Below are 25,821 nucleotides of genomic sequence, written 5' to 3' on the forward strand. Positions count from 1 at the left end.
ATGAACATTCCTGCCTCGACAGCGAACGCAGCCGCGCCGCGGCGCATCCTGCGTCCCCTGCTCACCGCCCTGGCCGCCGCGCTGATCCTGGCCGGCTGCGCCAGTACCCACGGCCTGTCCCCTGAAGGCCGCGCGCTCGACGCCGATGCGTTGGAAAGCCAGCGCAGCCTGGGCGCGTACGCGGTATCGGACGCCGCCTTCCCGAAACAGGATTGGTGGACCGCGCTCGGCGACCCGCAGCTCGACGGCCTGATCGCCGAAGCCCTGGCCGGCACGCCCGGCCTGGACGCGGCCGACGCGCGCGTGCGCCAAGCGATCGCCCAGGCCGGCCTGGCCGACGCCGCGCGCAAGCCCACGGTCGGCGCCAGCGCCCAATACGCCGGTGTGCGCATCCCCGAAACCGTCGCTCCGGAACCGCTGGGCGGCCACTACAGCGGCGTCGAGCTGCTGTCGCTGAGCTTCAAGTACAGCCCCGACCTGTGGGGCGGCCACCGCGCGCGCTGGGAATCGGCCCTGGGCCAGGCCCGCGCCGCCGAAGTCGAAGGCCAGGCCGCGCGTCTGACCCTGTCGTCGAACATCGCTCGCGCCTACGTGTCGCTGGCGCAGGCGCACGCGGCGCAGGACGTCGCGCTCGCCGAGAAGGAACGCGCCAGCCGCCTGCTCGGCCTCGGCCGTCAGCGCGTCAAGGCCGGCCTCGACAATCAATTGCAGATCCGCAACGCCGAAAGCACGGTCGCCGCCGCCGAACAGCAGGCGCAAGCGGCGCAGCAGCAGATCGACGCCACCCGCAATGCGATCGCCGCGCTGCTGGGCAAGGGCCCGGACCGCGGCCTGAGCATCGCCAAGCCGGCGCTGCTGAGCGCGTCCGCGCCGGCGATCCCGGCGGTCGCGTCCAGCGAGCTGCTCGGCCACCGCCCCGACGTGGTCGCCGCGCGCTGGCGCGTGGAAGCGGCCGCGCACGGCATCGACGCGAGCAAGGCCGACTTCTATCCGACCGTGAACCTCAGCGCCATGATCGGCCTGGCCTCCGGCGGCCTGTCCGATCTGTTCAGCAGCGACGCGCTGTTGCTGCAGGGCGGCCCCGCGATCAGCATGCCGATCTTCGACGGCGGCCGCCTGCGCAACCAGCTCGCCAAGAGCGACGCCGACTACGATCTGGCCGTCGCCAATTACAACCAGAGCCTGGTCGGCGCCCTGCGCGAAGTCGCCGATGCGCTGCAGGCCGCACGTTCGCTGGACGCGCAGCTGGTCTCCGCGCAGCAGGCGCGCGACGCCGCGCAGTCGGCCTGGCAGTTGGCCACGGCGCGCTACCGCGGCGGCCTGGGCACCCAGCTCGACGTGCTCGCCGCGCAGCGTCCGCTGCTGCAGCTCGACCAGCAGATCACCGCGCTGCGCGCGCAGCGGCTGAGCGCGTCGATCGAACTCGACCGCGCGCTCGGCGGCGGACTCGTACTGACCGCTCCCGCCACCGTCGCTTCCACCACTGTCTCCAATTCCGATACCGCCAAGGCCTCCACGCCATGACCACCGAGATCAATCCGCAAGCCGCGGCCGCCGTCGCGCCCAGCAACGGCAAGCGCCGCAAGTTCCTGCTCATCCTGCTGGCCGTGGTGGTGATCGCCGCGATCGCCTGGACCGCGTGGTACCTGCTGGTCGCGCGCTGGCATGAAGACACCGACGACGCCTATGTCCAGGGCAACATCGTCAGCATCACCCCGCAGTCGGTCGGCACCGTGGTCAGCATCGGCGCCGACGACGGCATGAAGGTGACGGCCGGCCAGGTGCTGGTCCAGCTCGATCCCAACGACGCCCAGGTCGCCTACGAGCAGGCGGTCGCCAACCTCGCCAACACGGTGCGCCAGGTGCGCGGCCTGTACAGCGCGGTCGACGCCGGCCAGGCCGACCTCAACGCCCGCGAAGTCGCGGTGCAGAAGGCGCGCGCCGACGTGAAGCGTCGCGAGGGCCTGGTCGCCAGCGGTGCGGTCTCGGCCGAGGAACTGGCCCACGCCCGCGACGAACTCGCCGCCGCCGAGGCCACGCTGTCGTCTTCGCGCGGCTCGCTGTCGCGCAACCGTGCGCTGGTCGACGCCACCACCCTGGGCAAGCAGCCGCAGGTCGCCGCCGCCGCCGCGCAACTGCGCCAGGCCTACCTCAACCTGCAGCGCGCCGCGATCGTCGCGCCGGTGTCCGGCTACGTCGCCAAGCGCAACGTGCAGTTGGGCCAGCGCGTGCAGCCGGGCTCGACGCTGATGACCATCGTGCCGCTGGAACAGGTCTGGATCGACGCCAACTTCAAGGAAACCCAGCTCAACAGCATGCGCATCGGCCAGCCGGTCGAACTGCATTCCGACCTGTACGGCTCCGACGTGACCTACGACGGCAAGGTCGCCGCGATCGGCATGGGCACCGGCAGCGCCTTCGCCCTGCTGCCGGCGCAGAACGCCAGCGGCAACTGGATCAAGATCGTGCAGCGCGTGCCGGTGCGCATCGAAGTCGACCGCAAGCAGGTCGTCGAGCACCCGCTGCGCCTGGGCCTGAGCATGCACGTCGACGTCAACATCCGCGGCCAGGACGGCGCGATGCTGGCCAACTCGACGCCGGTCAAGCCGGTGCTGAGCACCGATGCCTACGCCAAGCAGCTCGCCGACGCCGACGCGCTGATCGAGAAGATCGTCAACGACAACCTGCCGAACCGTCACGGCTGAGCGCAGCGAGCGCGGCTCCGCGCTCGCCTCCGCTGCCCGGCGCGACCGCGCCGGGCGGCCTCGCCCAGCCGCCACCCGACGCCGCCGCTGACGACGGCGCCGGCCCGATAGCGACGAACGCCGCGCCACTCCTTCTCAAGGCCGTTCCATGTCCGCCACCGCCACCGCAGCCGCGCCCGCCCCGCAAGCCGGCTTCCGGCCACCGAACATTCCGCTGACCACGCTCGGCCTCGCGCTGGCGTCGTTCATGCAGGTGCTCGACCTGACCATCGCCAACGTCTCGCTGCCGACCATCTCCGGCAACCTCGGCGGCAGCGCCAACCAGGCGACCTGGGTGATCACCTCGTTCGCGGTCAGCAACGCCATCGCGCTGCCGCTGACCGGCTGGCTGACCCGCCATTTCGGCGAACGCAAGCTGTTCGTGTGGGCGACCTTCCTGTTCGTGATCGCGTCCCTGCTGTGCGGCCTGGCCAGCAGCATGGGCCTGCTGGTGGCCGCGCGCGCGCTGCAGGGCTTCGTCGCAGGCCCGATGTACCCGATCACCCAGGCCCTGCTGATCTCGATCTATCCACCACACAAACGCGGACAGGCGATCGCCCTGCTGGCGATGGTCACCGTGGTCGCGCCGATCGCCGGCCCGATCCTGGGCGGCTGGATCACCGACAACTACAGCTGGGAGTGGATCTTCTTCATCAACGTCCCGATCGGCATCTTCGCCAGCCTGGTGGTCGGCAGCCAGCTGCGCGGCCGCCCGGAGAAGCTGGAAAAGCCGAAGATGGACTACGTCGGCCTGATCACCCTGGTGATCGGCGTCGGCGCGCTGCAGATCCTGCTGGACCTGGGCAACGACGAGGACTGGTTCCGCTCCAACCTGATCGTGATCCTGGCGATCGTGTCGGCGATCGCGCTGGCGGTGTTCGTGATCTGGGAGCTCACCGACAAGGACCCGATCGTCAACCTGCGCCTGTTCCGGCACCGCAATTTCGCCGCCGGCACCGCGGCCATGGTGATCGCCTACGCGGCCTTCTTCGCCGTCGGCATCCTGGTGCCGCTGTGGCTGCAGCGCAACCTGGGCTTCACCGCGATCTGGGCCGGCTTTGCGACCGCGCCCATCGGCATCCTACCGGTGCTGCTGACGCCGTTCGTGGGCAAGTACGCGCACAAGTTCGACCTGCGCTGGCTGGCCACCCTGGCCTTCGTCGCGATGTCGCTGACCAGCTTCGCGCGTTCGGGCTTCAACCTGGACGTCGACTTCAACCACATCGCCATGGTGCAGTTGTTCCAAGGCTTCGGTGTGGCGCTGTTCTTCATGCCGGTGCTGCAGATCCTGCTGTCGGACCTGCAGCCGCACGAGATCGCCGCCGGCTCCGGCCTGGCGACCTTCATGCGCACCCTGGGCGGCAGTTTCGCTGCCTCGCTGACCACGTACGCCTGGACCGAACGCGGCGCGGTCCACCATGCCCACCTGACAGAGAAGCTTTCGGCCTACGATCCCAACCTGATCGAGACCGCCACCCGCATGGGCGGCGGCAACTTGCAGGCCGGCGCGGCGATGCTGGAGCGGATGATCTCCAACCAAGCCGCGCAGATCGGCTTCAATGAGATCTTCCACCTGCTCGGCTTGATCTTCTTGTCGGTGATCGTGTTCGTATGGTTCGCCAAGCCGCCGTTCCAGGCCAAGGCCGGCGCGCCCGCGGGCGGCGGCCACTAAGCGCGGCGACACGCGCAAGAACGAAGGGCCGGGATTTCCCGGCCCTTTTCGTTTGCGTCGATCGCGCTCACGGAACCGCTAGGCGGTCTCGCGCGAATCCCTCAGGTCGCGCGCGGGTTCGCTCGCGGGCACGGGCGCGCCCTTGCGCACGAAACGCCGGCGGGCGTCGTGGTAGGCCGGGTCGGGGCCGAAGAAGTTGCGGTACATGTGGCTGAGTTCCTCGGCCGCGTAGCTCTCCAGCGGCTTGCGGCGTTCGTCGCTGCTACGGCGGCGGCGCTTGAGTCCCAACGCCTTGCGCCACGCCGCCGGCTCGGCCAGCGCCTGCGCGCGCGCCTCCACCTCCGCGCGGAAGGCCTCGCCGTCCTCGCCGAACGCCGCGTCGATCAGGCCGATGCGCGCCGCGTGCTCGCTGGTCAGCGGTCGCAGGCTTTCGGTGAGTTCCTGCGCGCGCGCCGCGCCGACCCGGCGCGGCAGCAGATAGGTCCAGTACTCCGAACCGTACAAGCCGCCCATGCCCTTGTAGTGCGGGTTCAGGACCACGCCGCCGCGCGCCCAGACCTCGTCCGCGGCCAGCGCCAGCACCACCCCACCGGCGCCGGCATTACCCTGCATCGCCGACACCACGCGGTGACTGTCGGTGATCGCGATTTCGCGCACCAGTGCGTTCATCGCCAGGATGTTGCGCCACGATTCCAAGGCCGGATCGTCCGCGGCCTCGATCTGGTTGAGGTGGATGCCGTTGCTCCAGACATCGGTGCCGCCCATCAGCGCGATCACCCGCGTCGGGCGCTGGCGCGCATGCATGAACGCCGCGCGCAGGCGCTCGCACTGCCGGGTCGACATGGCGCCGTTGTAGAAATCGAAATGCAGATAGCCGACGTCGCCGTCTTCGCGGTAACGGATGTCGCGCCAGGTCGCCGGGCCTTCCGGCGCGTCGATCTCCAAAGGCAGTTCGGGCACGCGCGCCATGCGTTGCGGTCCCAGCACCTGCGCCGCCGGCAACTTGATCCCGTCCTTGGCGCGCAGATGGCTGAGCCACAGCGCGCCGTCGCCGCTGGCGACGCAGACCGCGCCCTCGCGCTGCGCCAGCAGCTCGCCGGGACGCCCGCGTAGCAACGCTTCCGGCCAGGCGCCGTAGAGCTGGCAGGCCAGCCCGGCCAGCGTCGCGCGCGCGCCCGGCGTGCTGTCGCCGCAGCGCACGCGGCGCAGGATGGTCGCGCTCGGCAGGTCCCAGTCGACCGCGCGATCGGCCGCGCGCATCGACGGGCGCAGACGTCCGCGCACCTCGGCGTCGCAATAGTCGAGCGCGCGCGGCTGGTACAGACCGGAGGCGTAGCGATCGATCGCCGACAGCAGTGCACGCATCGCCGCCTGCGCGACTTCGTGACGGTAGAGCTCGCTCTTGCCGACCTCGCGCATGGCGAAACCGGCGCTGGCCCAGATATCGCCGGCGTCCATCTCCGCCGCGGCCTGCAGCACGGTCACGCCCCACTCGCGCTCGCCTTCCAGGATCGCCCAGTCCAGCGACGACGGACCGCGGTCGCCGACGATGCCGGGGTGCACGATCAGGCAGGTATAGCGATTCCAGACAGCCTCGGGGATCGCCGATTTCAGCATCGGCGCCACGATCAGGTCGGGGCGCTCGCGCTGCGCCGCCTGCTGCATGGTTTCGGGGTCGGTCGCGACCTGGATGACGACGTCGTGGCCCAGTTCCGACAGCCGGCATGCGGCCAGCTGCGACAGTCCATTGCACGCCGTGCACAACAGCAATATGCGCAGTGCCATCGAACATTCCTTGTTCGTCCGTGTGAATTCACTCTCGGCCAAGGCCGAGGGACAAACTCGCTCCCTAGTCACATTTCCTGCGAATGGTCGCAGCCGGACCGGTCAAAGTTGGACGGCGGTCGGATCTTGAAGCTCAGCCGATGCCGCGAACCGGCGCAAGCGCGCGTTCGTGCATCCGGCCATGGGGAGTTCGGGCGTGGCGGCGGCGGCGCGGCAACCCGCGCACAGCGAGATCGACGCAGGCCGGTTCCGCGACGACGGCGCGTCGCGGACCCCGTATGCAGCGACTCAGGCGCGGCGCATCGCGCGCTCGGCGCTCTGCGGATCCTGGCTTTGTTCGAGCTGCGGGTTCTGGGCCAGCGCAGGCGCGCGCGCGGCTTCGATCTCGGCCGCGCGCTGGGTGCTCTCGCGCAAGGGCGTGTCCATGCCGCGAGCGGTTTCGACGCTGGCGTTGACCCGCGCCGGATCGTCCAGCCGCCCCTGTACCGCGAACACGCGGCTGGCGTCGCGGCTGAGTTCGACGTGATTGATCTCGTTCATGCCGCTGCGCATCGCCGCGACCGCGAGCGAACCGGCGAGCTGGTCGCTGCGCGGATCGGGCGTGCGGTCGAAGCGCGCGTCGAGCGCATACACGCCCTGGGCGGCGCCGCGGTACAGCGGGTACTGCGAATGGCGCGGGTCGTTGAGTAGGACGCCGTCGCCATCGGGCGTCGCGGATGCGCCGCGTTGCGCCGGCTGGGCCTGCGGCAGCACCGGCGCATCCTGCGCGGGCGGTGCGATCGCCGGCATGCGCTTGAGCGCCGACTGCTCCATCTGGCGGGTGCGGAAGTCCAGGCTGGGCAGCACGGTGTCGACCATGCCGTGGCGCTGCACCGCCTCGCCCGCGGCCTGGCCGATGTTGTCGAACAGCACCTTGGTCTGGACGATGTTGCGGATGCCGCCCGGGTGGGTCGGGTCGAAGGTGACCGCGGCGCCGCCGACGCCGGCCACGGTCGCGCCGGTCAGGGCGAAACCCAGCGGCGCATAGCTGGTGGTGCGGCGGACCTGGTAGCCGGTGGCGTCGAGCGTGGCGTCGATGGAATGGCCGGCGCCGTCGGCGGCGCGGCGGACATTGGCGCCGACCGCATCGGCGGTCTGCTCGATCGCGCGCGCGCCCTGCTGGGCGCCGCTGCGGGTGTGGTTGGCGGCCTGCTGCGAACCGTTCAGTGCCGCGCGCGCCTCGCCGCGCTGGGTCTCGCAGTACTGCGCCGTGGCGCGGTCGCGCTGGTCGGCGATGTCGTTGAGCATCGGCACCCAGCGTCCGGCGCCGCGCAGGAAGGTGTTGGTGGCGCTGTTGGTCCACTTGGCGCCTTCGCACTGGACCATATCGACCGCGGCTGCGGCGCGGCCCGAGACCAGTTGCACCTGGGCCACGGCTTCGCCGCCGGTGCGCACCTGCCAGCCGGTGATCTGGCCGACGGTATGCGTGCCGACCTGGGCCGCGCGACCGGTCGTCTGCAAGCTCACGCGCGCGCCGTCGCCGGCCAGATCCAATCCGCGATCGACCACGCGGCCGCCCCCGGCGATCACTTCGCCGGCCTGGCGACCGACCTGGGCGCCGGCCAGCGACACCGTGGCGACGCGCAGCAGCGGCCCGGCGAATTCGCCGGCCTGGCCCAGCGACATCGCCTGCGGGCGGTCGATCAGGCTGCCTTGCGCATCGCGCGTTTTCGGCGTCAGCAAGGGCTGCACCTGGCCCGCCGCGAGCGGCATGTCGCGCAAGGCGCGGTTGCCCGATTGGGTGGCCAGGGCATCGACCAGCCCACGCGCATCCGCCTGCGCCTCGCGGCTGTAAGGCAGGTGCTGCGCGAGTTGCTGGCCCAGCAGTTCCTTCGCGCCCGGCAGGCGCATCAGTTCCGAGGCCTGGTTGGCGACGCGGCCGAGTTCGGCCCGGCGCAGACCATTCATGCGGTCGATGCTGGTCTGCACGTCGGTCAGCACTTCGCCGGTGACCTGGTAGGCGACGACGGTCTGGTTGGGGTTGTGGACGCTCAAGCCGTTCTGGTCGGCGTAACGCTGCGCCGTGGCCTGGTGCAGGCCGGCGGCATTGAACGTGGTCGCGGGCACGCCGGTGATGGCGGAGCCGGCGGAGGCCAGGCCGCCGCCCAGGGAATGGCCGACGATTTCGAAGTTGCCGCGAATGGACGATTGATTGACCGCCGTGGCCAACGACATCGCCCGAGTGTAGTAATCGCTTTCCAGACCCAGGCCCTGGCGCCCGTTGTTCATCCAGTCTTCCGGGGCCGATTCACGGGTGACCTGCTTGCCACCCTCGTCGAACACGACCGGACCGTTCGAGCCCTTGTAGCTGAGCACCGGCTTGGCCTCGGGCCCCAGCACCTTGGGATCGGGAAGGTAGATCTCGGCACGGAAAGCGGAATCATCGGGTTGCAGAAAGCGATCGATTTCGCGATCGCTCATATCGAACCCGGCCTTGCGCAACAGATCCGGATGCTCGCTGCCACGCAACCAACCCGGCGGCGGCTGGCCGGCGTGTTCGGCGGAGCGATAGACATCGGCCGCCAGCCCGGCCATTTCGCGGGCATGGTACTGGCGTTGCAGGGCATCGGCCTGGGCGCCCAGTTCGCGGTCGCCGCTGGTCGCCGAGCGCTCGCGCATCGATGTCAGCAGGGCCTGCTGATCGCGCAACTGTGCGATCTTTTCCTCGGCCGTACGCGGGGTTTGCGACGGGAGGTCCTGCTCGGGCGTGGACATGGCGGTTCTATCCCTGAACGGCGCTAAGCTCGGCCCGAAACTGCCACTTCGCCCCGCCCCTGTCAAACGTCGGCTTTGTTACATTCGGACCGCCCCACGCCAAGGACGACCGCCGCCATGATGCTGCCGCTTCCGCCCCCGCCGTTGCGCCGCCGGCTGCTCGCCGGGCTGGCGCTCGCCGGCCTGATGCTGTGCGCCCTGACCGCGTGCTGGGCGATGCCGCCCCCGGGCGGCGACCGGCTGCCCTGGGACCCGGGCGACTACTTCGAGGGCCCGGCGCTGCAGCTGGCGCTGGCCAGCGACCGGCGCAAGGCCGAGCAGATCCGCTGGATGATCCGCGACAAGGGCATCAACCCGGACAAGTTGTTCGACAAGGGCGACATGCCGCTGGTCGCCTGGCCGGTGTTCAACGAGAACCCCGAAGGGCTGCGCCTATTGCTGGAAAACGGCGCCGATCCCAACGCACGCATGCATCAGCCGCAGCGCAAGCGCGGGCAGTACCGCAACAATGCGATGGTGCTGGCGGCGCGCAGCAAGAACCCGGTCTACCTCAAACTGCTGCTCGACCACGGCGGCGATCCCAACACGCTCAACTCCAACGACGAATCGCTGCTGTACGTGGCCTACCTGCGCGGGCAATGGCAGAACGTGCAGTTGCTGGTCCAGCGCGGCGCGCGCGTCAACGACGGGCTGTACTCCACGCTCAACGACAAACCCGGCCACAACACCGTATTGAATTGGTACGCCAGCCTGGGCAACTTCGATAAAGCCTATTGGCTGTTGCAGCACGGCGCCGATCCCGCCCTGAAGCTGCGCGCCTCCGACGATCCGAAGTTCGCGGACCAACGCGAGCGCATGCCGATCCTCGAGGAAATCTTCTGGCTGCCGGTAAAACCCCATATGGTCGAATGGCAGCGCAAATGCCAGATGTTCGCGCTGGCACGCGGCCTGAAACCGCCGCCGATGCCCGAGGCCATCAAGTTCAGCCGCAAGGGCCTCGGCCTGCCGACCGAGGAAAAAGACATTCCGCTGCCGACGCTGGAGGAAGCCAAGCGTGCGCAGGCCTCGGCACCGACGCAGTCGCCCGCGCCCACTCCCACACCTGCCCGCTGACGCAGTCGGTGGCGCGCCAGGCGCGCGCCGCGCGCTCAGTCCGCCGATGCCTCCAGGGCATCGGCCAGACGCTCCACCGCGATCACCGTCATCTCCCCCACCCGCCCGCTCTTGGGCGCATTGGCCTTGGGCACGATCGCGCGCTTGAAGCCGTGGGTCGCCGCTTCCTTCAGCCGCTCCTCGCCGTTGGGCACCGGGCGGATTTCGCCGGACAGGCCGACCTCGCCGAAGGCCACGGTCTGCTCGGCCAGCGGCCGGTCGCGCAATGAGGACAACACCGCCAGCAGCACCGGCAGGTCGGCCGCGGTTTCCTGCACGCGGATGCCGCCGACCACGTTGACGAACACGTCCTGGTCGCCGACCCCGACCCCGCCGTGGCGGTGCAGCACCGCCAGCAACATCGCCAGCCGGTTCTGCTCCATGCCGACGGCGACCCGGCGCGGGTTCGACAGCGGCGAGGAATCCACCAGCGCCTGCACCTCGACCAGCAGCGGCCGCGTGCCCTCGCGGGTCACCATCACGCAGCTGCCCGGCTGCGGGCTGCGGCTGCCGGACAGGAAGATCGCCGAGGGGTTGGGCACCTCGCGCAGGCCCTTGTCGCCCATCGCGAACACGCCCAACTCGTTGACCGCGCCGAAGCGGTTCTTGAACGCGCGCAGCACCCGGAAGCGGCTGCCGCTTTCGCCTTCGAAATACAGCACCGCGTCGACCATGTGTTCGAGCACGCGCGGGCCGGCGATGCCGCCCTCCTTGGTCACGTGGCCGACCAGGAACACGGCCGTGCCGGTCTCCTTGGCGTAGCGCACCAGCCGCGCCGCGCTTTCGCGGACCTGGCTGACCGAGCCCGGCGCGGCGCTGAGCTGTTCGGTCCACAGGGTCTGCACCGAATCGGCCACGATCAGCGCCGGCTTCATCTTCACCGCATGCTCGAGAATGCGCTCGACTCCGGTTTCGGCCAGCGCGTGCACGCCGTCCAGCGGCAGGCCCAGGCGCGCACCGCGGCCGGCGACCTGAGCCAGCGATTCCTCACCGGTCACGTACAGGCCCGGCAGGGTCTGGGCCATGCGCACGATCGCCTGCAGCAGCAGGGTCGACTTGCCGATGCCCGGATCGCCGCCGACCAGCACCACCGCGCCGTGGACCAGGCCGCCACCGAGCACGCGGTCGAACTCGCCGATGCCGGTACTGACCCGCGATTCCTCGCCGTGCTGTACGTCCTTGAGCGCGGTGACCGCCGGCGCGTCGGCGCGGCCGGCCCAGCTGCTGCGCCGGGTCGCGGCGACCCCGCCGCCCTTGGCCGCGGGCTCGACCACGAACTCGCTGAGCGTGTTCCAGGCCCCGCATTCGCCGCACTGGCCCTGCCACTTGGTGTGGTCGGCGCCGCATTCTGAACAGACATAGGCGGTGCGCGCCTTGGCGGCGGGCTTGCTGGCGGGTTTGGACATGGGGGGCGCTGTGCGGAAACCGGCCTGCACTGTACCGGGACGGCGTCGCAGCGCGCGAGACCGGACGGCCGAAAGGCGCGTAAGCCGATGCCGCGCCAGCAGGTAGGACTCCGCCCTGCCCGGCCTTATCCAGATGAATGCAGCGCGGGCACCGACCGCTACGGCGCCACGCGGAACCTCAAGCCGCCAACGGCCGGTGATGCTCCGGGTACAGCGCCGGCAGCCAGCGCTGCGGCGTCGCCAGCAGCCCCGGCACATCGGCGCGCGGCACGATCCCGTAGCCACGCGCGTCGATATCGGCGGCGATGCTGCGCCAGTCCAGGCGCGGCGCGGCCATCGTGCTCTCGATGGTCCAGCCGAAGCGCAGCGCACCCAGCGCGAACATCTCGTCCAGCGGCAACGGCCGCCCCGCGGGTGCGACCACGTAACCTTCCTCGTCGCCGACCACGAACACGTCCACACGCATCTATTGTCTCCTCAGCCTACCGCGCCAGAACGGCCTCGCCGCTCGATGGCGCGCCATGGTGGCGATCGCGCAAGAAAAATTTCGTGAAAGAATGATGGCGGAACGGTGAATCGTAGGCGCGGGCGCGCACTGCACTACAGAACGATCCGTTATCGGCGCATGCGATTCGCGCAGCCCCGCCTCAGGCCGCTTCGAGGCGGCTGAGCATGCGCCGTACGACCAACGCCAGGGTGCGCCGCGACGTCTCCATCGCCACCAGATAATCGCCCGGGCGCTCCTGCCCCATCACGTGCTTGGCGGCGTTGACCGTGTCCAGCACCAGCACCGCGCCATCGGCGCCGACCATGTCGCTGAGCGTGCGCCGGTGCGCGTCGAGACGGCGTTCGATCTCGTAGTCCAGTCCGCGTCCCGCCCGCGCGATCGCACGCGCGAGCGTCGCGTCCAGGTGCTGGAACTCGCCTTCGATCTGCGCGGATGTGTAATGCATGGGCGGCGATTCCTGTGAGGGCGCGTCGGCGACGACGGGCGACGAGACTAGGCAGCGCTCGTCTCACCGGATGACACTGCAACGGCGGCGGGCACTTAGGCGATTGCGTATGTGACCCGGGAAGCGTGGGCAGGTTCCGTGGCGCGGCAGGCGGCGGTTCAGACGCGCGTCACGATGAGGCGCGACGGCGCTCGACCTCATGCAATGCTGCGACGCAGCCATGAATGATCTCGGCGGTCGAGCGTCGCGCCGACTCCAGGCCCTGCGCTACGCAAGCGCGCCACCGTCGCCGGTGTCCGTGCGTCTGGTTGGGCCCGTGCATTCATGGACGATCGATGGAGAACAATTCGGCGCAGACCGGTAGTGCATCACAGTTCGCAGGCGCCACAGCCTTGCGGACCGTCGTGTTCGGCGCGTTTGGAGCGGTCTGAAGATATCCATACCGCTCATTTGACAGCCGTTGAGGCGCCTGTTTAGAGTGCCGGGGCGGTACCTCTTGAGGTGCGTCGCCGATGCGAGTCGGTTCGCGATGAGAGGCCGCGAGGCTCGAAATCGGTGTCCCGTGCGACAGCCCTTCGCCATTGGAACTGCTGTCCGCTGGACGACATCAGCACTCAAGGAGGATCCGCAATGCAAAGCAACGACATCGTCTCGGCTTGGCTCACCGGCGCCAACAGCGCCGACGGCTACATGAATCCGGCGGGACCGCTGTTTATCGAAGGGGAAGTCGCTGTCGATGACGCGATGAGGTCGCCCCTGACGCACTCCACGTCGATATCGACTTGCCCGAGCGGGCGCTGCTACTGCTGCATCTGAGGCAGTCACGCAGTCATCGGCGCGCACCCCAGCCGGGTTGCGCGTCGTCTCGGCGCCGTCCACGCGCCGCACACTCGAATCCCAAGCCGGTGCCGCAATGACCGAAAGCCGTATACACGAGGGCTTCGGTCCGATCATCGATCACTTCACCGCCGCTGCGCGCGACGCGTTCGAAACCCGGCTTGCCGCCTTGTCCGCCGGCATCGACGCCCAGGAATCGGAACTGGTCCGCGCGGCTTTGACCCAGGCCTTGTACGAGAACGCGCGGCTCAAGCTCAATCGCGTCCTCCTGCTCGAACTACACGCCGCGAAGCTGGGCGGCGAACTCACCGCCGAAGACGAGCCCGGCCGCTTCGCACAGTTCGTCGCCAAGACGCTGCGCAGCGAATTCACCGAACTCCTGCATCACCGTTATCCGCCGCTGCTGGAGCGCCTGCAGCGCGCGCTGGGCCAACAATGCGCCGCCATCGAAACGCTGGTGGCGCGCCTGATCGCCGACCGCGCGGCGCTGGCCGAATTACTGGGTGCGGCGCCTGGACGCTTGATCAAGCTCAGTCTCGGCCAAGGCGACCTGCACGACGGTGGCCAGACCGTGGCCCGGCTCACATTCGAAGCCGGACAGGTCATGTACAAGCCGCGTTCGCTGCGCATCGACGCGGTATTCGATGAATTTCTCGCCCACATCTTCGAAGGCGCGTTGCGCATCCGCGTGCCCGCCGTGCTCGACCGTGGCGACTACGGCTGGGCCACCTTCATCGAACATCGCTATTGCGAAAACGACGACGAATTGCGCGTCTTCTATCGTGGCCTGGGCCACTGGCTGGCGGTGCTGCGCCTGCTCGGCGGCACCGACATCCACCTGGAGAATCTGGTCGCCGCAGGCCCTGTACCGACGGTGGTCGATGTCGAGAGCCTGTTCGCCGCCGCCCATCCGGTGGCGCCGTCGAATTACGGCCGGGCCTACGATCTCGCCCAAACGCTGATCCTGAGTTCCGTGCTGCGCACCGGCATCGTGCCGTTCCGTTCGCGGGCCCTGGGGTTCGGCCGCGCCGACCTGTCCGCCGCCGGCTCGCTGCCGGGCGAACAGCCGCAATTGCAGGTGCCCGTCATCGCCGACGACGGCACCACCGCCGCGCGGGTGGAGCTGGTCGAAGCGGACATGGCGACCTCGCAAAACCATCCCAGCCCGAATCCCGATGTGTCGCGCTATTGGGACGACATTACCGACGCCTTTCTCGAGGCCTCGCTGCGGCTGCGCGAGCTCGATGCGGAGGGCAGGCTGGTGCCCTTGCTGTCCGCATTCGAAGGCTGCCGGGCACGCGAGGTCAGGCGCGCGACCCAGATCTACGTGGAGATCGGCCGCATGCTCTGGCATCCGGCATCGTTGCACGAGGAAGCCAAGGCCATCGAGCGCGCACGCACCTTGTTTTCCGGCAGCACCGCGGGCATGGCCCCAACGCAGCAGGAAATCGCCGGCGAAATCGACGACTTGCGCTATGGCGACATACCGATCTTCGTCGTGTCGCTGACGCCCGAGCGCATTGCCGAAACCCTCGACAACTGGCGCACAATGCGGATCGAGCTTGAGGAAATGACCATCCGCAGCTCGCTGGTCGTCACCCAGCTCAACAGCGGTACCGACGGACCGGGCCAACGCGACAGCCGCTCGCATTTCGCCCGCCGTCCGCATCGCGACAAGCTCGACCAACGCAGGCGCAAGCTGGCCGCCGAAACCACCGAACGCCTGCTGCGACTCGCCGTGCGCGGCGAAGATGGCTCGGTCACCTGGATCACACCGGAAAGCTTCGGCGACAAGGGCTGGCACGTGCAGCCCTTGGGCGCGGACGGTTATTTCGGCCTGGGCGGCGTGGCCGTCGCCTTGGCCGGCTATCGCCATGAAGTCGAAAACGGACGCGCCGACCCGGTAGCGGGTGTCGACGAGGCGCTTGAAGGTGCCCTGCTCGCCTTGCAAACGTTTATCGACGCCGAAGCGCCGGCAACCGTGGGCGGCTTCACCGGCGATGGCAGCCGCATCTGGGCCTGGCTGGTTCTGCACGATCTGCTCGGGCGCCCAGAACTGCTCGCCAACGCCTGCGCTTGCGCGGCGGCGCTGGAGCGAAAGGGCTTCGAGGACGACCGCAGCCTCGACATCACCGATGGCAGCTGCGGCGCGATCGCGCCCCTGCTGGGCCTGGCCGAGGCGACCGCCGATCCGTGTTGGCTGGCGCTGGCTGCGCGCGCCGCCGCGCATCTGGAATCGAAGGCGCGCACCGACGAACAGGGAACCTATTGGCAAACGCTGGAGCTTGCCGATCCGATCGGCGGCTTCGCCCACGGCGGCTATGGCATCGGATGGGCCCTGGCCCGTCTGGCGCGCACCGACGCAGGCAGCCAGGCCGAACGCCGGCGCTGGAACGAACTCGCCGTCGCCGCATTCGCGTTCCAGGACTCGCTGTTCGACGCATCGGCCGGCAACTGGCGCGACATTCGCATCAAAGACGCCGTCAACTTCCCTACCTGGTGCAACGGCGGCGTCGGGATCGGTCTGGCGGCCGCCGATCTGTACGCGCGCAGCGGCGATCCTCGCGATTTGCGCGACATGCGTCGCGCGGTGGCGGCGTCGCGCGGGCAATGGGGATTTACCCATACCCTGTGCCATGGCGATTTCTCGCTATGGGAACTGCTGGTGCGCGCATCGATGCTCGACCCGGATGCCTCGGCCATCGACCACGACGAAGCGACCGCCCAAGTCGTCTCGGCGATCGAGGAACACGGCATCGTCGGCGGCATCACCCGCCAGGCGTTCACCCCCGGCCTGATGACCGGCCTGGCCGGCGCGATTCATGGCCTCAATCGCATGCACCCCGATTGCGACCTGGCCTCGCCGCTGCTGCTGGAATGCAAGCGGACCGCCGCGCCGAAAGCGAGCGTGGCGACGACGCTGGAGGCGCTTGCGATCTCGTAGGCGGCGAGCGCCGGTTCCAGCCGAAAGCGGACTACGTGGCGATGCGTCGATGCCCGAAAACGACGAAGCCCCGCATCGCGGGGCTTCGGAAAGACGGTGCCGGCAACGGCTCCATGCGCACGACTATCCCATCGCCTTGCGATGCTCGGGTTGCTCGTTCGTCTGCGCGGCCGCCAGCTGGGTCTGCGCCTGCGGTTGGGCCTGGGTTTGCACCGCGACGGTCGCGGCGTCCTGTTCGCGCACCCCGCGCGCCTGGTTCTCGCTGACCATCGCGTAATTCGGACCGGACGGCCCCTTGCTGCCGTCGAACACGAACACATTGCGATCCGGATTGCCGCTGGCGTCGACGATGGGATGGCCGGGTTGGATCCAGGTCACGCCGTCGAAGCCTTTCTGCTTCGCGCCCGCGTACAGATTGGCCGCCAGCTGGTCGTCGGCCATGCCGTGCGTGCGCATCGCGGCGACGACCTGCTGGTACATCGGATCCTCGCGCATGCGTGCGACGTTCGGGTCCAGCGCGGCCAGCGCGGTGCGGGCCTCGCCGGGTGCCGCATCGGGCGTGCGCAGACTGGCGTGGCTGTCGGTGGATACGGTGCCCGGCGTCGGCAGCTTCGGGCCGATCACATCCTCCGGCGACAGGCCGTGCTGGCCCACGCGCACGCGGTCGCTCCATTCCAAGTTGCCGCTGCTGTTCATCAGCACCAGCTTGCCCTGATCGAGCGACTGCCCGATCAGATTGGCCAGTTGCTCCGGCGTGGCATTGCGGTTGGCGGCGCCGATCTGGTTGCCGATGGAATTGTTGTACAGGTCCATCGCCTCGCGATTGGCCCAGTTGCCGGGCAGGCCTTCGTGCGCGGTGGTGAAGGCCTTGCCCCACTCCGGCCCGTACTCCTGCGCCAGCCGCGCACTCCAATAAGCGTGCCGGAACGCGTCGCGATGACCGTCGTTACCCTGCCACTCGCGCGCGCGGTCGGCGGGAACCCCGGCCGGCACCGCATTGTCCGGAAAGCGCCGCTCGCCCTCGGCGAAGGCCTCGCGCGCGATATCGCGGAAGCCGCTCAGACCGGCCAGCCCGCGATCGCGGGTGAGGCGATCGAGCAAGGCGCCCTCGGTCTTGGTCATCTGCCGGCCGTCGGTGAACGGGATATCGATCGCACCGAACGCCCGGGGATGGTAGGTGATGACCTCGTCGTCGGCGACCTGGTAGTTCGTCCGAATGTCGTTGAGGTTGGGACGTGGATCCGCCATCGCGCTCTCCTTTTCGCTTGCGTTTCGTTCGCTACCGCGCGATCGCGCGCGCCGCGCGCTTTATCTGCGCGCCCAACGGCGCGATGCCACGCGCCCGTCCTGGTAGCGGACCTCGTAATACTCTTCGTCGATGCCGGCATCGGAAACGCCGAGTTCGTAGATGTCGACGCCCGTCGCCGCATTGCTGGAGTCCGGCTCGCCGAGCAGGCCGATCACGTCCTCGCGCGGCATGCCGTCGGCGACCAGCTTCGCCAGCGCGGGCACCATCGAACCGCGTTGGTTGTCCAGCGGCTTCGCGCCGCGTTGCGATTTCCAGGCAGCCGAATCGAAGTTCGTGGTCTCTTGCATGGGGCACGCCGATAGTAGGAAGGGAATCAACAGAACGCCGATTCGCGCTCGCTGCAGCGCGAGGCGGGGCGAAACCCCCAAGGTGATCGATGGCTTGCTCATGAACCGTCCCTGGAGTGGCTGGCGTCCGATGGCGCGAGCCTAGCACGGCCATTGCTGGTCCTCGTGAAACCGTGGGACCTGCGCGTTCGACGCGGCTTCGCCGCCAATCCTGGGTTGGGTTCGACAGGGATGGCGCAGCGCGGCCGCGCCAATATCCATCAGGCGTCGCGCAGCGGCAGCGTGAGCACCACCTCAAGCCCACCGCCCGCGCGCCGGGCCGCGACGACCTGGCCGCCGTGCATTTCCATCGCGCGCCGGGAGATCGCGAGCCCCAAACCGGCTCCATGGACGGGTTCCTGGCCTTCGACTCTGGTGAAAGGTTGGAATATCGACTCCAGCATGTGCTCCGGCACGCCTGGCCCGCGATCGCTCACGACCGTCTCGAGTACGCGCCCATCGCCGACGATTCTGCTGCGCACTTCCACCACCGCGCCTTCCGGGCTGAACTTCACGGCGTTTCGGATCACGTTCTCGAACGCCCGGTAGATGAGATCGCCGTTGACGTCCGCGACGAACTGGCCGGGCGCCTCGATCACCAAGGAACGCGACGACGCCCGCGCCTCGAAGTCGGCATCTTCCGCTATCGCATACAGCAGTTCGATGACATCGACGCGCTCGCGTGCCGCCACTCCTGCCTCCATGCGATGCAGCGTCAACAACTCCTCGATCAGGGCGTCGAGCCGTTCGCCCTCGCGCCCGATACGGCCGATCATCGCCTCGCTCTGCGCGGGATCCTGTCTCAGAAGGCCGATCGCCGCCTGGATGCGCGTCAACGGCGAGCGCAGCTCATGGGAAATGTCGTGGAGCAGGACCTTGCGCGATTCGGTGAGTTGCTGCAGCCGTACCGCCATGCGGTCGAAGTCGTGCGCAAGATCGGCGATCTCGTCGCTACGGCGCCCCATGAGCGGTTGAACCCGAGTGTCGAGGTGGCCTTCGGCGATCCGGCGCAACGCCCAACGCAAGTGCTGCAGTGGGCGAGACAGATACCACGCCAGCGCCAGCCCGGTGACGAGAATCGCGACTCCCGCCGACACCAGGGGCGCTACCGGCAGGACACCGATACGCGCGATGCCATCGACGGACGGGGGCGGACCCCGACCGGTGAGCTGAAAATAAGTAGCCACACCGGCGATCGACAAGATCATGCATACCCACAGCGCAAGCAACAGCTTCCAGAACAGGCGCCCGGGTCTCCACTTGTACATCTCAGTCCTCCAGCAGTTGGTATCCCAACCCTCGCACGCTTTGGATCCAGGATTGGCCATCCGGGCGCGCGCCCAGCTTCTGACGAATGCTGCTGATGTGCACGTCGATACGGCGATCGAAGCGAGCCAGCGGGCGGTCGAACGCCTGTAAGGAAATGTCCTGTTTGCTGACCAGCCGACCGGAATGCCGAGCGAGCACTTCCAGCAAGCGAAACTCCGTGCCGGTCAGTTCCAGCGCCGCGCCGCGCCAGGCCGCCCGCCGGCTGCCCGGCCACAGCGTGAGGTCCCCAACCCGCAACATGCGTTGCAAGCTTGCGCCGCCTGGCGACCCGCGGCCTTCCGCACGCCGCAGAATCGCGCGTATGCGCGCCACCAGTTCACCGGGCGTGCAAGGCTTGGGCACGTAGTCGTCGGCGCCCATGTCGAGCCCGACGATGCGATCGATGTTGTCGCCGCGCGCGGTGAGCATGAGGATGGGCACTGCGCTGGCGGCGCGTATCCGACGCAATGCCTCGATGCCCGATAGGCGCGGCATCATGATGTCCAACACGACCAGCGCGTAGTCATTGGAGATCGCCTGGGACACCCCGGCTTCACCGTCCTGGACGGTGGTCACCTCGAATCCTTCTCGCGCCAAGTACTGCGAGAGCAGCGAGGTGAGATCGACATCGTCGTCGACGAGCAGGATCTTGATCATGCGGGCAGTATCCATCCCACGACGCCGAAAAACACTCGTTTCCCCGGCTATTTACCCAACTTAACCTCCCCGAACGGCAGCCAACGGTTCGGGATTCTAGGATGCGTCGACACTTTCCCAGGTCTTGTGCGCATGCAGGCAGTTGTCCTTCGCCGCGCCGCGGCGACGGTGAGCCTGAGTCTAGCGCTCGCCTCCTGCGCGGTCGGCCCCGATTATCGCGAACCGGTTCCGCAAGCTCCGTCTTCCTGGAACGCGGAACTGCCGCATGCGGGCAACGTAAGCGCCATCGCCGAGTGGTGGCGCCAGTTCGACGACCCCGTGCTTGAACGCTTGATCGCGACCGCCGAGGCCGACAGCCCGTCCCTGGCCAAGGCCTGGGCCAACATCGAAAAGGCGCGCGCCGCACTATCGTCCGCAAGCGCCGGCGGTCGTCCCTCGGCGACGGCGAGGGGCTCCGCCGCCCGCGGCACCCAGTCGCAGGGCGGCTCGGACCAAGTCGCCGACACCCGCAGCCACGGCCTGGATGCCTCATGGGAACTCGATCTGTTCGGCAAGATCCGCCGCGGCGCCGAGGCCGCGCAGGCGCGTGCTGACGCCCGGGTTAGCGATTGGCATGAAGCCCGCGTTTCCTTGGCCGCGGAAGTGGCCGACACCTACGTGCAACATCGCGCCTGCGTGCTGCTGGCCGAAGCGTACGAACGCGAGTCGGCGTCCACGATGCAGACGGAGCAGGCCACGACCTCGCTGGTCCGGGCCGGCCTTCGGTCTCCATCCGACGGCAGCCTGGCTCGCGCGGCCTCCGCCAGCGCCCGCTCCAGCGTGGTCTCGCAGCAAGCCCAATGCGACTTGCTGGTGAAGTCCCTGGTCAGCCTGACCGGAATGAAGGAACCCGACCTGCGTGAGCTGATCACCGGCACCGGAACCGATATCCCGCGGCCCCCGGCACTGGAAGTGGCCAGCGTTCCCGCACAGGTACTGCGGCAGCGCCCCGATCTGGCCTCGCTGGAGCGCGAGCTCGCGGCGACCAGCGCCGAGATCGGCGTCGCGCAGGCCGACCTGTACCCGAGCCTGTCGCTGTCGGGCTCCATCACGGTTTCAGCAAGCGACCTGGCGTCCTCCGCCACGTCCTGGTCGTTGGGCCCGTCCGTGTCTGTGCCGATCTTCGACGGCGGCAGGCGACACGCCGCCGTCGATAGCGCCCGTGCCGGCTTCATCGCAGCCCAGGCTGAGTATCGACAAGGCGTCCGCAACGTAGTGAAAGAAGTCGAACAGGCACTGGTGAACCTTGACAGCGCCGGCCGCCGCGCCGACGACGCCGCGACCGCGGCCCAGGAATACGGTCGCTATTTCCGCTCCACCGAAGCGAGTTGGCGCGTCGGGCGCGACAGCCTGCTCACGCTCGAAGAGGCCCGCCGCAACGCGCTTTCCGCGCAGATCCAGCAGATCGCCCTGCAACGCGACCACGTCGGGTACTGGATCGCGCTGTACAAGGCACTGGGAGGCGGCTGGCAGCCCGGCACGCCCGCGTCCTCGCCGCAGGCGATGGCGCAGCACCCGCAACCCAAAGAGGATTGAATCTTGACTCGGAAGCATCGTATCGGCGCCACCGTCTTGGCGGTGGCGACGGCCTTGGGTGTTGCGCTCTGGCTGCTCCGGCCCGGCGACGAACCCGATTCGGGCACCGGCGCCTCCAGCGCGTTGACCGTCGAAGTGGTCCATCCGGAAAGCCGCGACTGGCCTCAGACCGTGACCGCCAGTGGACCCGTCACTGCCTGGCAGGAGGTCATCGTCAGTCCGGAAACCGGTGGCTTGCGTGTGGCCGATTTGCTCGTCGATGTCGGCGCGAGCGTCAAGCGCGGCCAACTGCTCGCGCAGCTCGCGGACGACAGCGTACGTATGGACTTGCGAAAGCAGGAGGCGGCTCTGGCGCGGGCGCGCGCCGCGTTCGAGCAAGCCGCATCCAACCTCAAGCGGGCGCGCGTGGTGGGCGACAGCGGTGCCCTGTCCGAGCAGCAAATCGATGACTACCGCATCGAAGAGGCCACCGCGCGCGCGTCACTGTCGTCGGCGCAGGCAGACCTGGACAGTACGATACTGAAGCTGCGGCAGACGCGTATCGTCGCCCCGGACGACGGCCTCGTTTCGTCCAAGTCGGCGGTGCTCGGCAATGTGGTCAACGCCGGCTCCGAGCTCTTCCGCCTGGTACGCAAGAGCCGGGTCGAGTGGCGGCCGGAACTGGACGCCCAACAGCTGGGTGCGATCCGCATCGGGCAGTCGGCGAATGCGCTGCTTCCCGGTGGCAAGCAGGCGCGCGGCGTAGTCCGCGAAGTCGGCCCCACGCTCAGCGAAAAGACTGGCCGTGCCACCGTCTATGTCAGTCTGCCGACAGACAGCACGGCCCGCCCCGGCATGTTCGCCAGCGGGACGCTGGAACGGGGCGTCAAACCTGCTTTGACGCTGCCGCAGTCGGCTGTCGTCCCGCGCGACGGCCGCTCTTACGTCTTTGTGGTCGATAGCGCAGGCAAGGTCGCCAGTCGCGTGGTGGAAACCGGACGCCGACGGGGCGACCGCGTCGAGATCCTCACCGCCATCGACGGCAAAACGCGCGTCGTGGCCAGCGGCGGCGCTTTCCTTTCCGAGAACACTCAGGTGACGGTCGTTTCGGCGGATCAAGGCAAGACGAGGACCGCACAGTGAACTTCTCGGCCTGGGCCATCCGCAAGCCCGTTCCTTCGATGCTCCTGTTCATCCTCCTGACCGTGCTGGGCCTGATCGGTTTCCAGCGGCTGGACATCCAGGATTTTCCGGACATGGATCTGCCGACGATCCAGATATCGGCCTCGCTGGAGGGTGCGGCGCCCTCGCAGCTGGAAACCGAAGTCGCCCGCAAGATCGAGGACAAACTGGCCTCGCTGACCCGGCTGGATCACATCAACACCACCATCACCGATGGCGCCGTCAGCATCAGCGTGAGCTTCGAACTGGACAAGGACGGCGAAGAGGCGCTGAGCGAGGTGCGCAATGCGGTGGACAGCGCGCGCGCGGACATGCCGAGCAGCATGCAGTCGCCCACCGTCTCGAAGCTGACCTCCGCGGGCTCGTCGTTGGTGACGTACACGATCGCATCTTCCCGGATGGACGAGCGCGACCTGTCCTGGTTCGTCGACAACAAAATCTCCAAGACCTTGCTGGCGGTCAAGGGCGTGGCATCGGTGGCGCGCGTCGGCGGCGTCGATCGCGAGGTGCATGTCGACCTGGACCCGGCACTGATGGCCGGCCTGGGCGTGACGCCTTCCGATGTCTCCCGTCAACTCAAGGCCGTGCAGAAGGAAAGCTCCGGCGGCCAGGGCATGGTGGGCGGCCAGCGGCAGTCGACCCGCACCATCGCCACCGTCGGCTCGGCCGCCGAAATCGCGGCCATCGCCATTCCGCTCAGCGACGGCCGCTACGTGCGAATGGATCAGATCGCCCGCATCGCCGATACCGACGCCGAAAGGAGCACGCTGGCCTTCCGCGACGGCAAGCCTGTGATCGGCTTCCAGGTCACGCGCTCGCGCGGCTTTTCCGATGTCGGCGTGGCCGACGACGTGCGCTCGGCCGTCGCAAGCTTCGCCGATGACCACCCGGAGGTTTCCGTCGTCGAGGCCAGCAATACGGTAGCGCCCATCGAGGAAAGCTACGAGGGCTCGATGCACCTGTTGATCGAGGGTGCGCTGCTGGCCATCGTCGTGGTCTGGTGGTTTCTGCGTGACTGGCGCGCCACCCTCATTTCCGCCACCGCCTTGCCGCTCTCGATCATCCCGACCTTCCTGATCATGGCTCTGGCCGGCTACTCGCTCAACACGGTGACACTGCTGTCGCTGTCTTTGGTGGTGGGCGTACTCGTGGACGACGCCATCGTCGAGATCGAGAACATCGAGCGCCACCTCAAGATGGGCAAAACGCCGTACCAGGCAGCGATGGAAGCGGCGGACGAGATCGGCCTGGCGGTGATCGCCACGACCTTCAGCCTGGTCGCAGTGTTCCTGCCGACAGCCTTCATGAGCGGCATTCCGGGGCTGATCTTCCGTCAGTTCGGCGTGACCGCGTCGGTCGCGGTACTCGCTTCGCTCCTGGTCGCGCGTCTGTTGACGCCGATGATGGCGGCCTACCTGCTCAAGCCGGCTAAGCCGACCGAGCCGGATCGCGGTCTTGCCGACGGCCCGATCATGACCCGGTACCTGCGCTGGGTACGCTCGGCGCTGGAGCGGCGCAAGACCGCCGTTCTCGGCACCGCCGTGTTCTTCTCCCTGTCCATGGCGGTCATACCCTTGCTGCCCACTGGCTTCATTCCGGCTAAGGACGACGCTCAATCGCGTGTGACCCTGACCCTGCCGCCGGGCAGCACGCTGGACACCACCGCGGCGGCGAGCCAACGTGCGGCGAGGCTCCTGCAGTCGTTGCCGGAAGTGCGCAGCGTCTTCGTCTCCGCAGGCACGGCGACCACCGACGGCGGCTTCTCGGCCAGCGCCATGAGCGACGTCACCAGCGCCACCCTAATCGCCGACCTGGTGCCGCGGGGCGAGCGCGAGCTCAAGCAATCGCAAGTCGAAACCAAGATGCGCGACCTGCTGCGCACGTTGCCCGGCGCGCGCGTCTCCGTCGGCAGCGGCGGCAACGGCGAGACCTTGAGCATTACGCTCGCCAGCGACGATCCCGTGCTGCTGACGTCGATCGCGGACAAGACCGAGACCGAGTTGCGCACGCTCAAGGGCATCGGCAATGTCACCTCCAGCACCGCGTTGCAGCGCCCCGAGATCCAGGTGCATCCCGACGACGCCCGCGCCGCCGATTTGGGCGTCACCTCCGAAGCGCTGGCGGACGCGGTACGGTTGGCCACTTACGGCGACTACTCGACCGCATTGCCGAAACTCAATCTGCCGGAACGGCAGGTGCCCATCCGCGTCCGCATGGATCCTGCCGTGCGCGAGGACATCGGCTCGGTCGCGCAGTTGCGCGTGCAGGGCAGCCAGGGGACGGTCAGCCTCGGCTCCGTCGCCGACGTATCGATGGGAAGCGGCCCCGCCCAGATCACGCGCCTGGATCGATCGCGAAACGTCACCCTCAGCGTGGAGCTGAACGGCCGTTCGATCGGCGAAGTGCAGCAGGAAGCAAAGCGCCTGCCGACCTTGCGCAGCCTGCCCAGCGGGGTCTATCTGGTCGAACAAGGCGAGCTGGAGCGCATGTCCGAGCTGTTCAGCAGCTTCGGAATCGCCATGGCGATCGGCATCTTCTGCATATATGCCGTGCTGGTGCTGCTGTTTCACGACTTCCTGCAGCCGGCCACGATCTTGTGCGCCCTGCCCTTGGCCCTGGCCGGCGCCTTGCTGGCGCTGTGGGTCAGCCAACAATCTTTCTCCATGCCTGCGGTGATTGGCGTGCTGATGTTGATGGGCATCGTGACGAAGAACTCGATCCTGCTGGTCGAGTACGCCATTCTGGCGCGGCGCGAACGCGGCATGGCACGGCTCGAAGCGCTCATAGATGCCTGCCACAAGCGCGCGCGCCCGATCGTCATGACGACCATCGCGATGGGTGCCGGCATGCTGCCCAATGCGCTCGGCGTGGGTGCCGAGCCCAGCTTCAGGCAGCCGATGGCCATCGTCGTCATAGGCGGTTTGCTCACCTCGACGGTGCTGAGTCTGCTGGTCATTCCGGTGGTCTTCACCTACGTCGACGACGCGCTGGAGTGGGGCCGCCGGTGTTTCTCGAAGGCACCCGCCCGCCAGCCGGGTCGCCCGAACCCCGCCTAGCCGACCGGCGGCCATCCGCACTCGGATGGCCGCGTACGGGAGCGTGTCCGCGTCGGCCAGCGCCGTGCCGCTCGGCCGTTCGGTCCTGGCCACCCGAACGACAAGGTTCGCGCGTATCGATTTCCTGTACCGCAGCTGTCGACCGTGCGGGCTTTACACCCGCTTACCCAACTAGACAGTGG

General features: G+C 68.4%; 18 protein-coding genes. 9 read left to right on the plus strand and 9 right to left on the minus strand.

The window, feature by feature from the left end; all coding sequences use genetic code 11:
* The 3 genes from ASE10_RS01765 (at position 1) to ASE10_RS01775 (ending at position 4,416) form a co-directional block, all read left to right on the plus strand.
* The gene (locus ASE10_RS01765) at positions 1-1,524 is read left to right on the plus strand and encodes an efflux transporter outer membrane subunit (RefSeq protein WP_055900095.1); all 1,524 of its coding nucleotides are present in this window, start codon (positions 1-3) and stop codon (positions 1,522-1,524) included.
* Entirely contained in the window at positions 1,521-2,705 is a 1,185-nt protein-coding gene (locus ASE10_RS01770; protein WP_055900098.1) for an efflux RND transporter periplasmic adaptor subunit, read from the plus strand. Before ASE10_RS01765 ends, ASE10_RS01770 begins: the two co-directional genes overlap by 4 nt.
* Before the next feature lie 148 nt (positions 2,706-2,853).
* A complete protein-coding gene (locus ASE10_RS01775; RefSeq protein ID WP_055900101.1) occupies positions 2,854-4,416 on the plus strand; it encodes a DHA2 family efflux MFS transporter permease subunit in 1,563 nt (520 codons plus the stop codon).
* A gap of 78 nt (positions 4,417-4,494) precedes the next feature.
* Here the strand turns inward: ASE10_RS01775 and ASE10_RS01780 are convergent, their stop codons facing one another.
* Positions 4,495-6,201 carry an enoyl-CoA hydratase-related protein gene (locus ASE10_RS01780; protein WP_200945809.1) on the minus strand — a complete coding sequence of 569 codons (1,707 nt, stop codon included), beginning with the start codon at positions 6,199-6,201 and terminating at the stop codon, positions 4,495-4,497.
* A 288-nt stretch (positions 6,202-6,489) separates the two neighbouring features.
* The gene (locus tag ASE10_RS01785; protein ID WP_055900104.1) at positions 6,490-8,955 is read right to left on the minus strand and encodes an XVIPCD domain-containing protein; all 2,466 of its coding nucleotides are present in this window, start codon (positions 8,953-8,955) and stop codon (positions 6,490-6,492) included.
* A 117-nt stretch (positions 8,956-9,072) separates the two neighbouring features.
* Here ASE10_RS01785 and ASE10_RS01790 point away from each other — a divergent pair, with 117 nt between their 5' ends.
* Positions 9,073-10,068, plus strand: coding sequence for an ankyrin repeat domain-containing protein (locus ASE10_RS01790; RefSeq protein ID WP_055900107.1), 996 nt, complete (start codon positions 9,073-9,075; stop codon positions 10,066-10,068).
* Positions 10,069-10,103: 35 nt separating this feature from the next.
* Here the strand turns inward: ASE10_RS01790 and radA are convergent, their stop codons facing one another.
* From radA to ASE10_RS01805, 3 genes are all read right to left on the minus strand, one after another.
* A complete protein-coding gene (radA, locus tag ASE10_RS01795; RefSeq protein ID WP_055900110.1) occupies positions 10,104-11,513 on the minus strand; it encodes a DNA repair protein RadA in 1,410 nt (469 codons plus the stop codon).
* 178 nt (positions 11,514-11,691) lie between these two features.
* Positions 11,692-11,979, minus strand: coding sequence for a hypothetical protein (locus ASE10_RS01800; RefSeq protein ID WP_055900113.1), 288 nt, complete (start codon positions 11,977-11,979; stop codon positions 11,692-11,694).
* A gap of 181 nt (positions 11,980-12,160) precedes the next feature.
* On the minus strand, positions 12,161-12,466 hold the full coding sequence (locus tag ASE10_RS01805; protein ID WP_055900116.1) for a hypothetical protein: 306 nt from the start codon (positions 12,464-12,466) through the stop codon (positions 12,161-12,163).
* A 630-nt stretch (positions 12,467-13,096) separates the two neighbouring features.
* On the opposite strand from ASE10_RS01805, the gene ASE10_RS01810 reads away from it, so the two are divergent.
* Both ASE10_RS01810 and ASE10_RS01815 read left to right on the plus strand, forming a co-directional pair.
* Positions 13,097-13,282, plus strand: a complete 186-nt coding sequence (locus ASE10_RS01810; protein ID WP_055900119.1) for a DUF6229 family protein — start codon at positions 13,097-13,099, stop codon at positions 13,280-13,282.
* A gap of 97 nt (positions 13,283-13,379) precedes the next feature.
* The gene (locus tag ASE10_RS01815; protein WP_055900122.1) at positions 13,380-16,247 is read left to right on the plus strand and encodes a type 2 lanthipeptide synthetase LanM family protein; all 2,868 of its coding nucleotides are present in this window, start codon (positions 13,380-13,382) and stop codon (positions 16,245-16,247) included.
* 123 nt (positions 16,248-16,370) lie between these two features.
* Here the strand turns inward: ASE10_RS01815 and ASE10_RS01820 are convergent, their stop codons facing one another.
* The 4 genes from ASE10_RS01820 to ASE10_RS01835 form a co-directional block, all read right to left on the minus strand.
* Positions 16,371-17,495: a hypothetical protein gene (locus ASE10_RS01820; protein WP_055900125.1), complete on the minus strand. Its 1,125-nt coding sequence runs from the start codon at positions 17,493-17,495 to the stop codon at positions 16,371-16,373.
* A gap of 60 nt (positions 17,496-17,555) precedes the next feature.
* The gene (locus ASE10_RS01825) at positions 17,556-17,945 is read right to left on the minus strand and encodes a hypothetical protein (protein ID WP_157480963.1); all 390 of its coding nucleotides are present in this window, start codon (positions 17,943-17,945) and stop codon (positions 17,556-17,558) included.
* A 158-nt stretch (positions 17,946-18,103) separates the two neighbouring features.
* Positions 18,104-19,150 carry an ATP-binding protein gene (locus tag ASE10_RS01830; RefSeq protein WP_055900131.1) on the minus strand — a complete coding sequence of 349 codons (1,047 nt, stop codon included), beginning with the start codon at positions 19,148-19,150 and terminating at the stop codon, positions 18,104-18,106.
* Between the two features lies 1 nt (position 19,151).
* Complete coding sequence (locus ASE10_RS01835; protein WP_082559535.1) at positions 19,152-19,847, minus strand: response regulator transcription factor; 696 nt, start codon at positions 19,845-19,847, stop codon at positions 19,152-19,154.
* A 132-nt stretch (positions 19,848-19,979) separates the two neighbouring features.
* Between ASE10_RS01835 and ASE10_RS01840 the strand changes: the two genes are divergently transcribed.
* The 3 genes from ASE10_RS01840 to ASE10_RS01850 are packed head-to-tail and all read left to right on the plus strand — an operon-like array spanning position 19,980 to position 25,639.
* Entirely contained in the window at positions 19,980-21,422 is a 1,443-nt protein-coding gene (locus ASE10_RS01840) for an efflux transporter outer membrane subunit (protein ID WP_055900137.1), read from the plus strand.
* Positions 21,423-21,425: 3 nt separating this feature from the next.
* Positions 21,426-22,544, plus strand: coding sequence for an efflux RND transporter periplasmic adaptor subunit (locus ASE10_RS01845; RefSeq protein ID WP_200945810.1), 1,119 nt, complete (start codon positions 21,426-21,428; stop codon positions 22,542-22,544).
* Complete coding sequence (locus tag ASE10_RS01850) at positions 22,541-25,639, plus strand: efflux RND transporter permease subunit (RefSeq protein ID WP_055900140.1); 3,099 nt, start codon at positions 22,541-22,543, stop codon at positions 25,637-25,639. The genes ASE10_RS01845 and ASE10_RS01850 overlap by 4 nt, the downstream gene beginning before the upstream one ends.
* Positions 25,640-25,821 lie beyond the last annotated feature (182 nt).

The sequence above is a fragment of the Lysobacter sp. Root76 genome, from assembly GCF_001428685.1.
Lineage (GTDB): Bacteria > Pseudomonadota > Gammaproteobacteria > Xanthomonadales > Xanthomonadaceae > Lysobacter.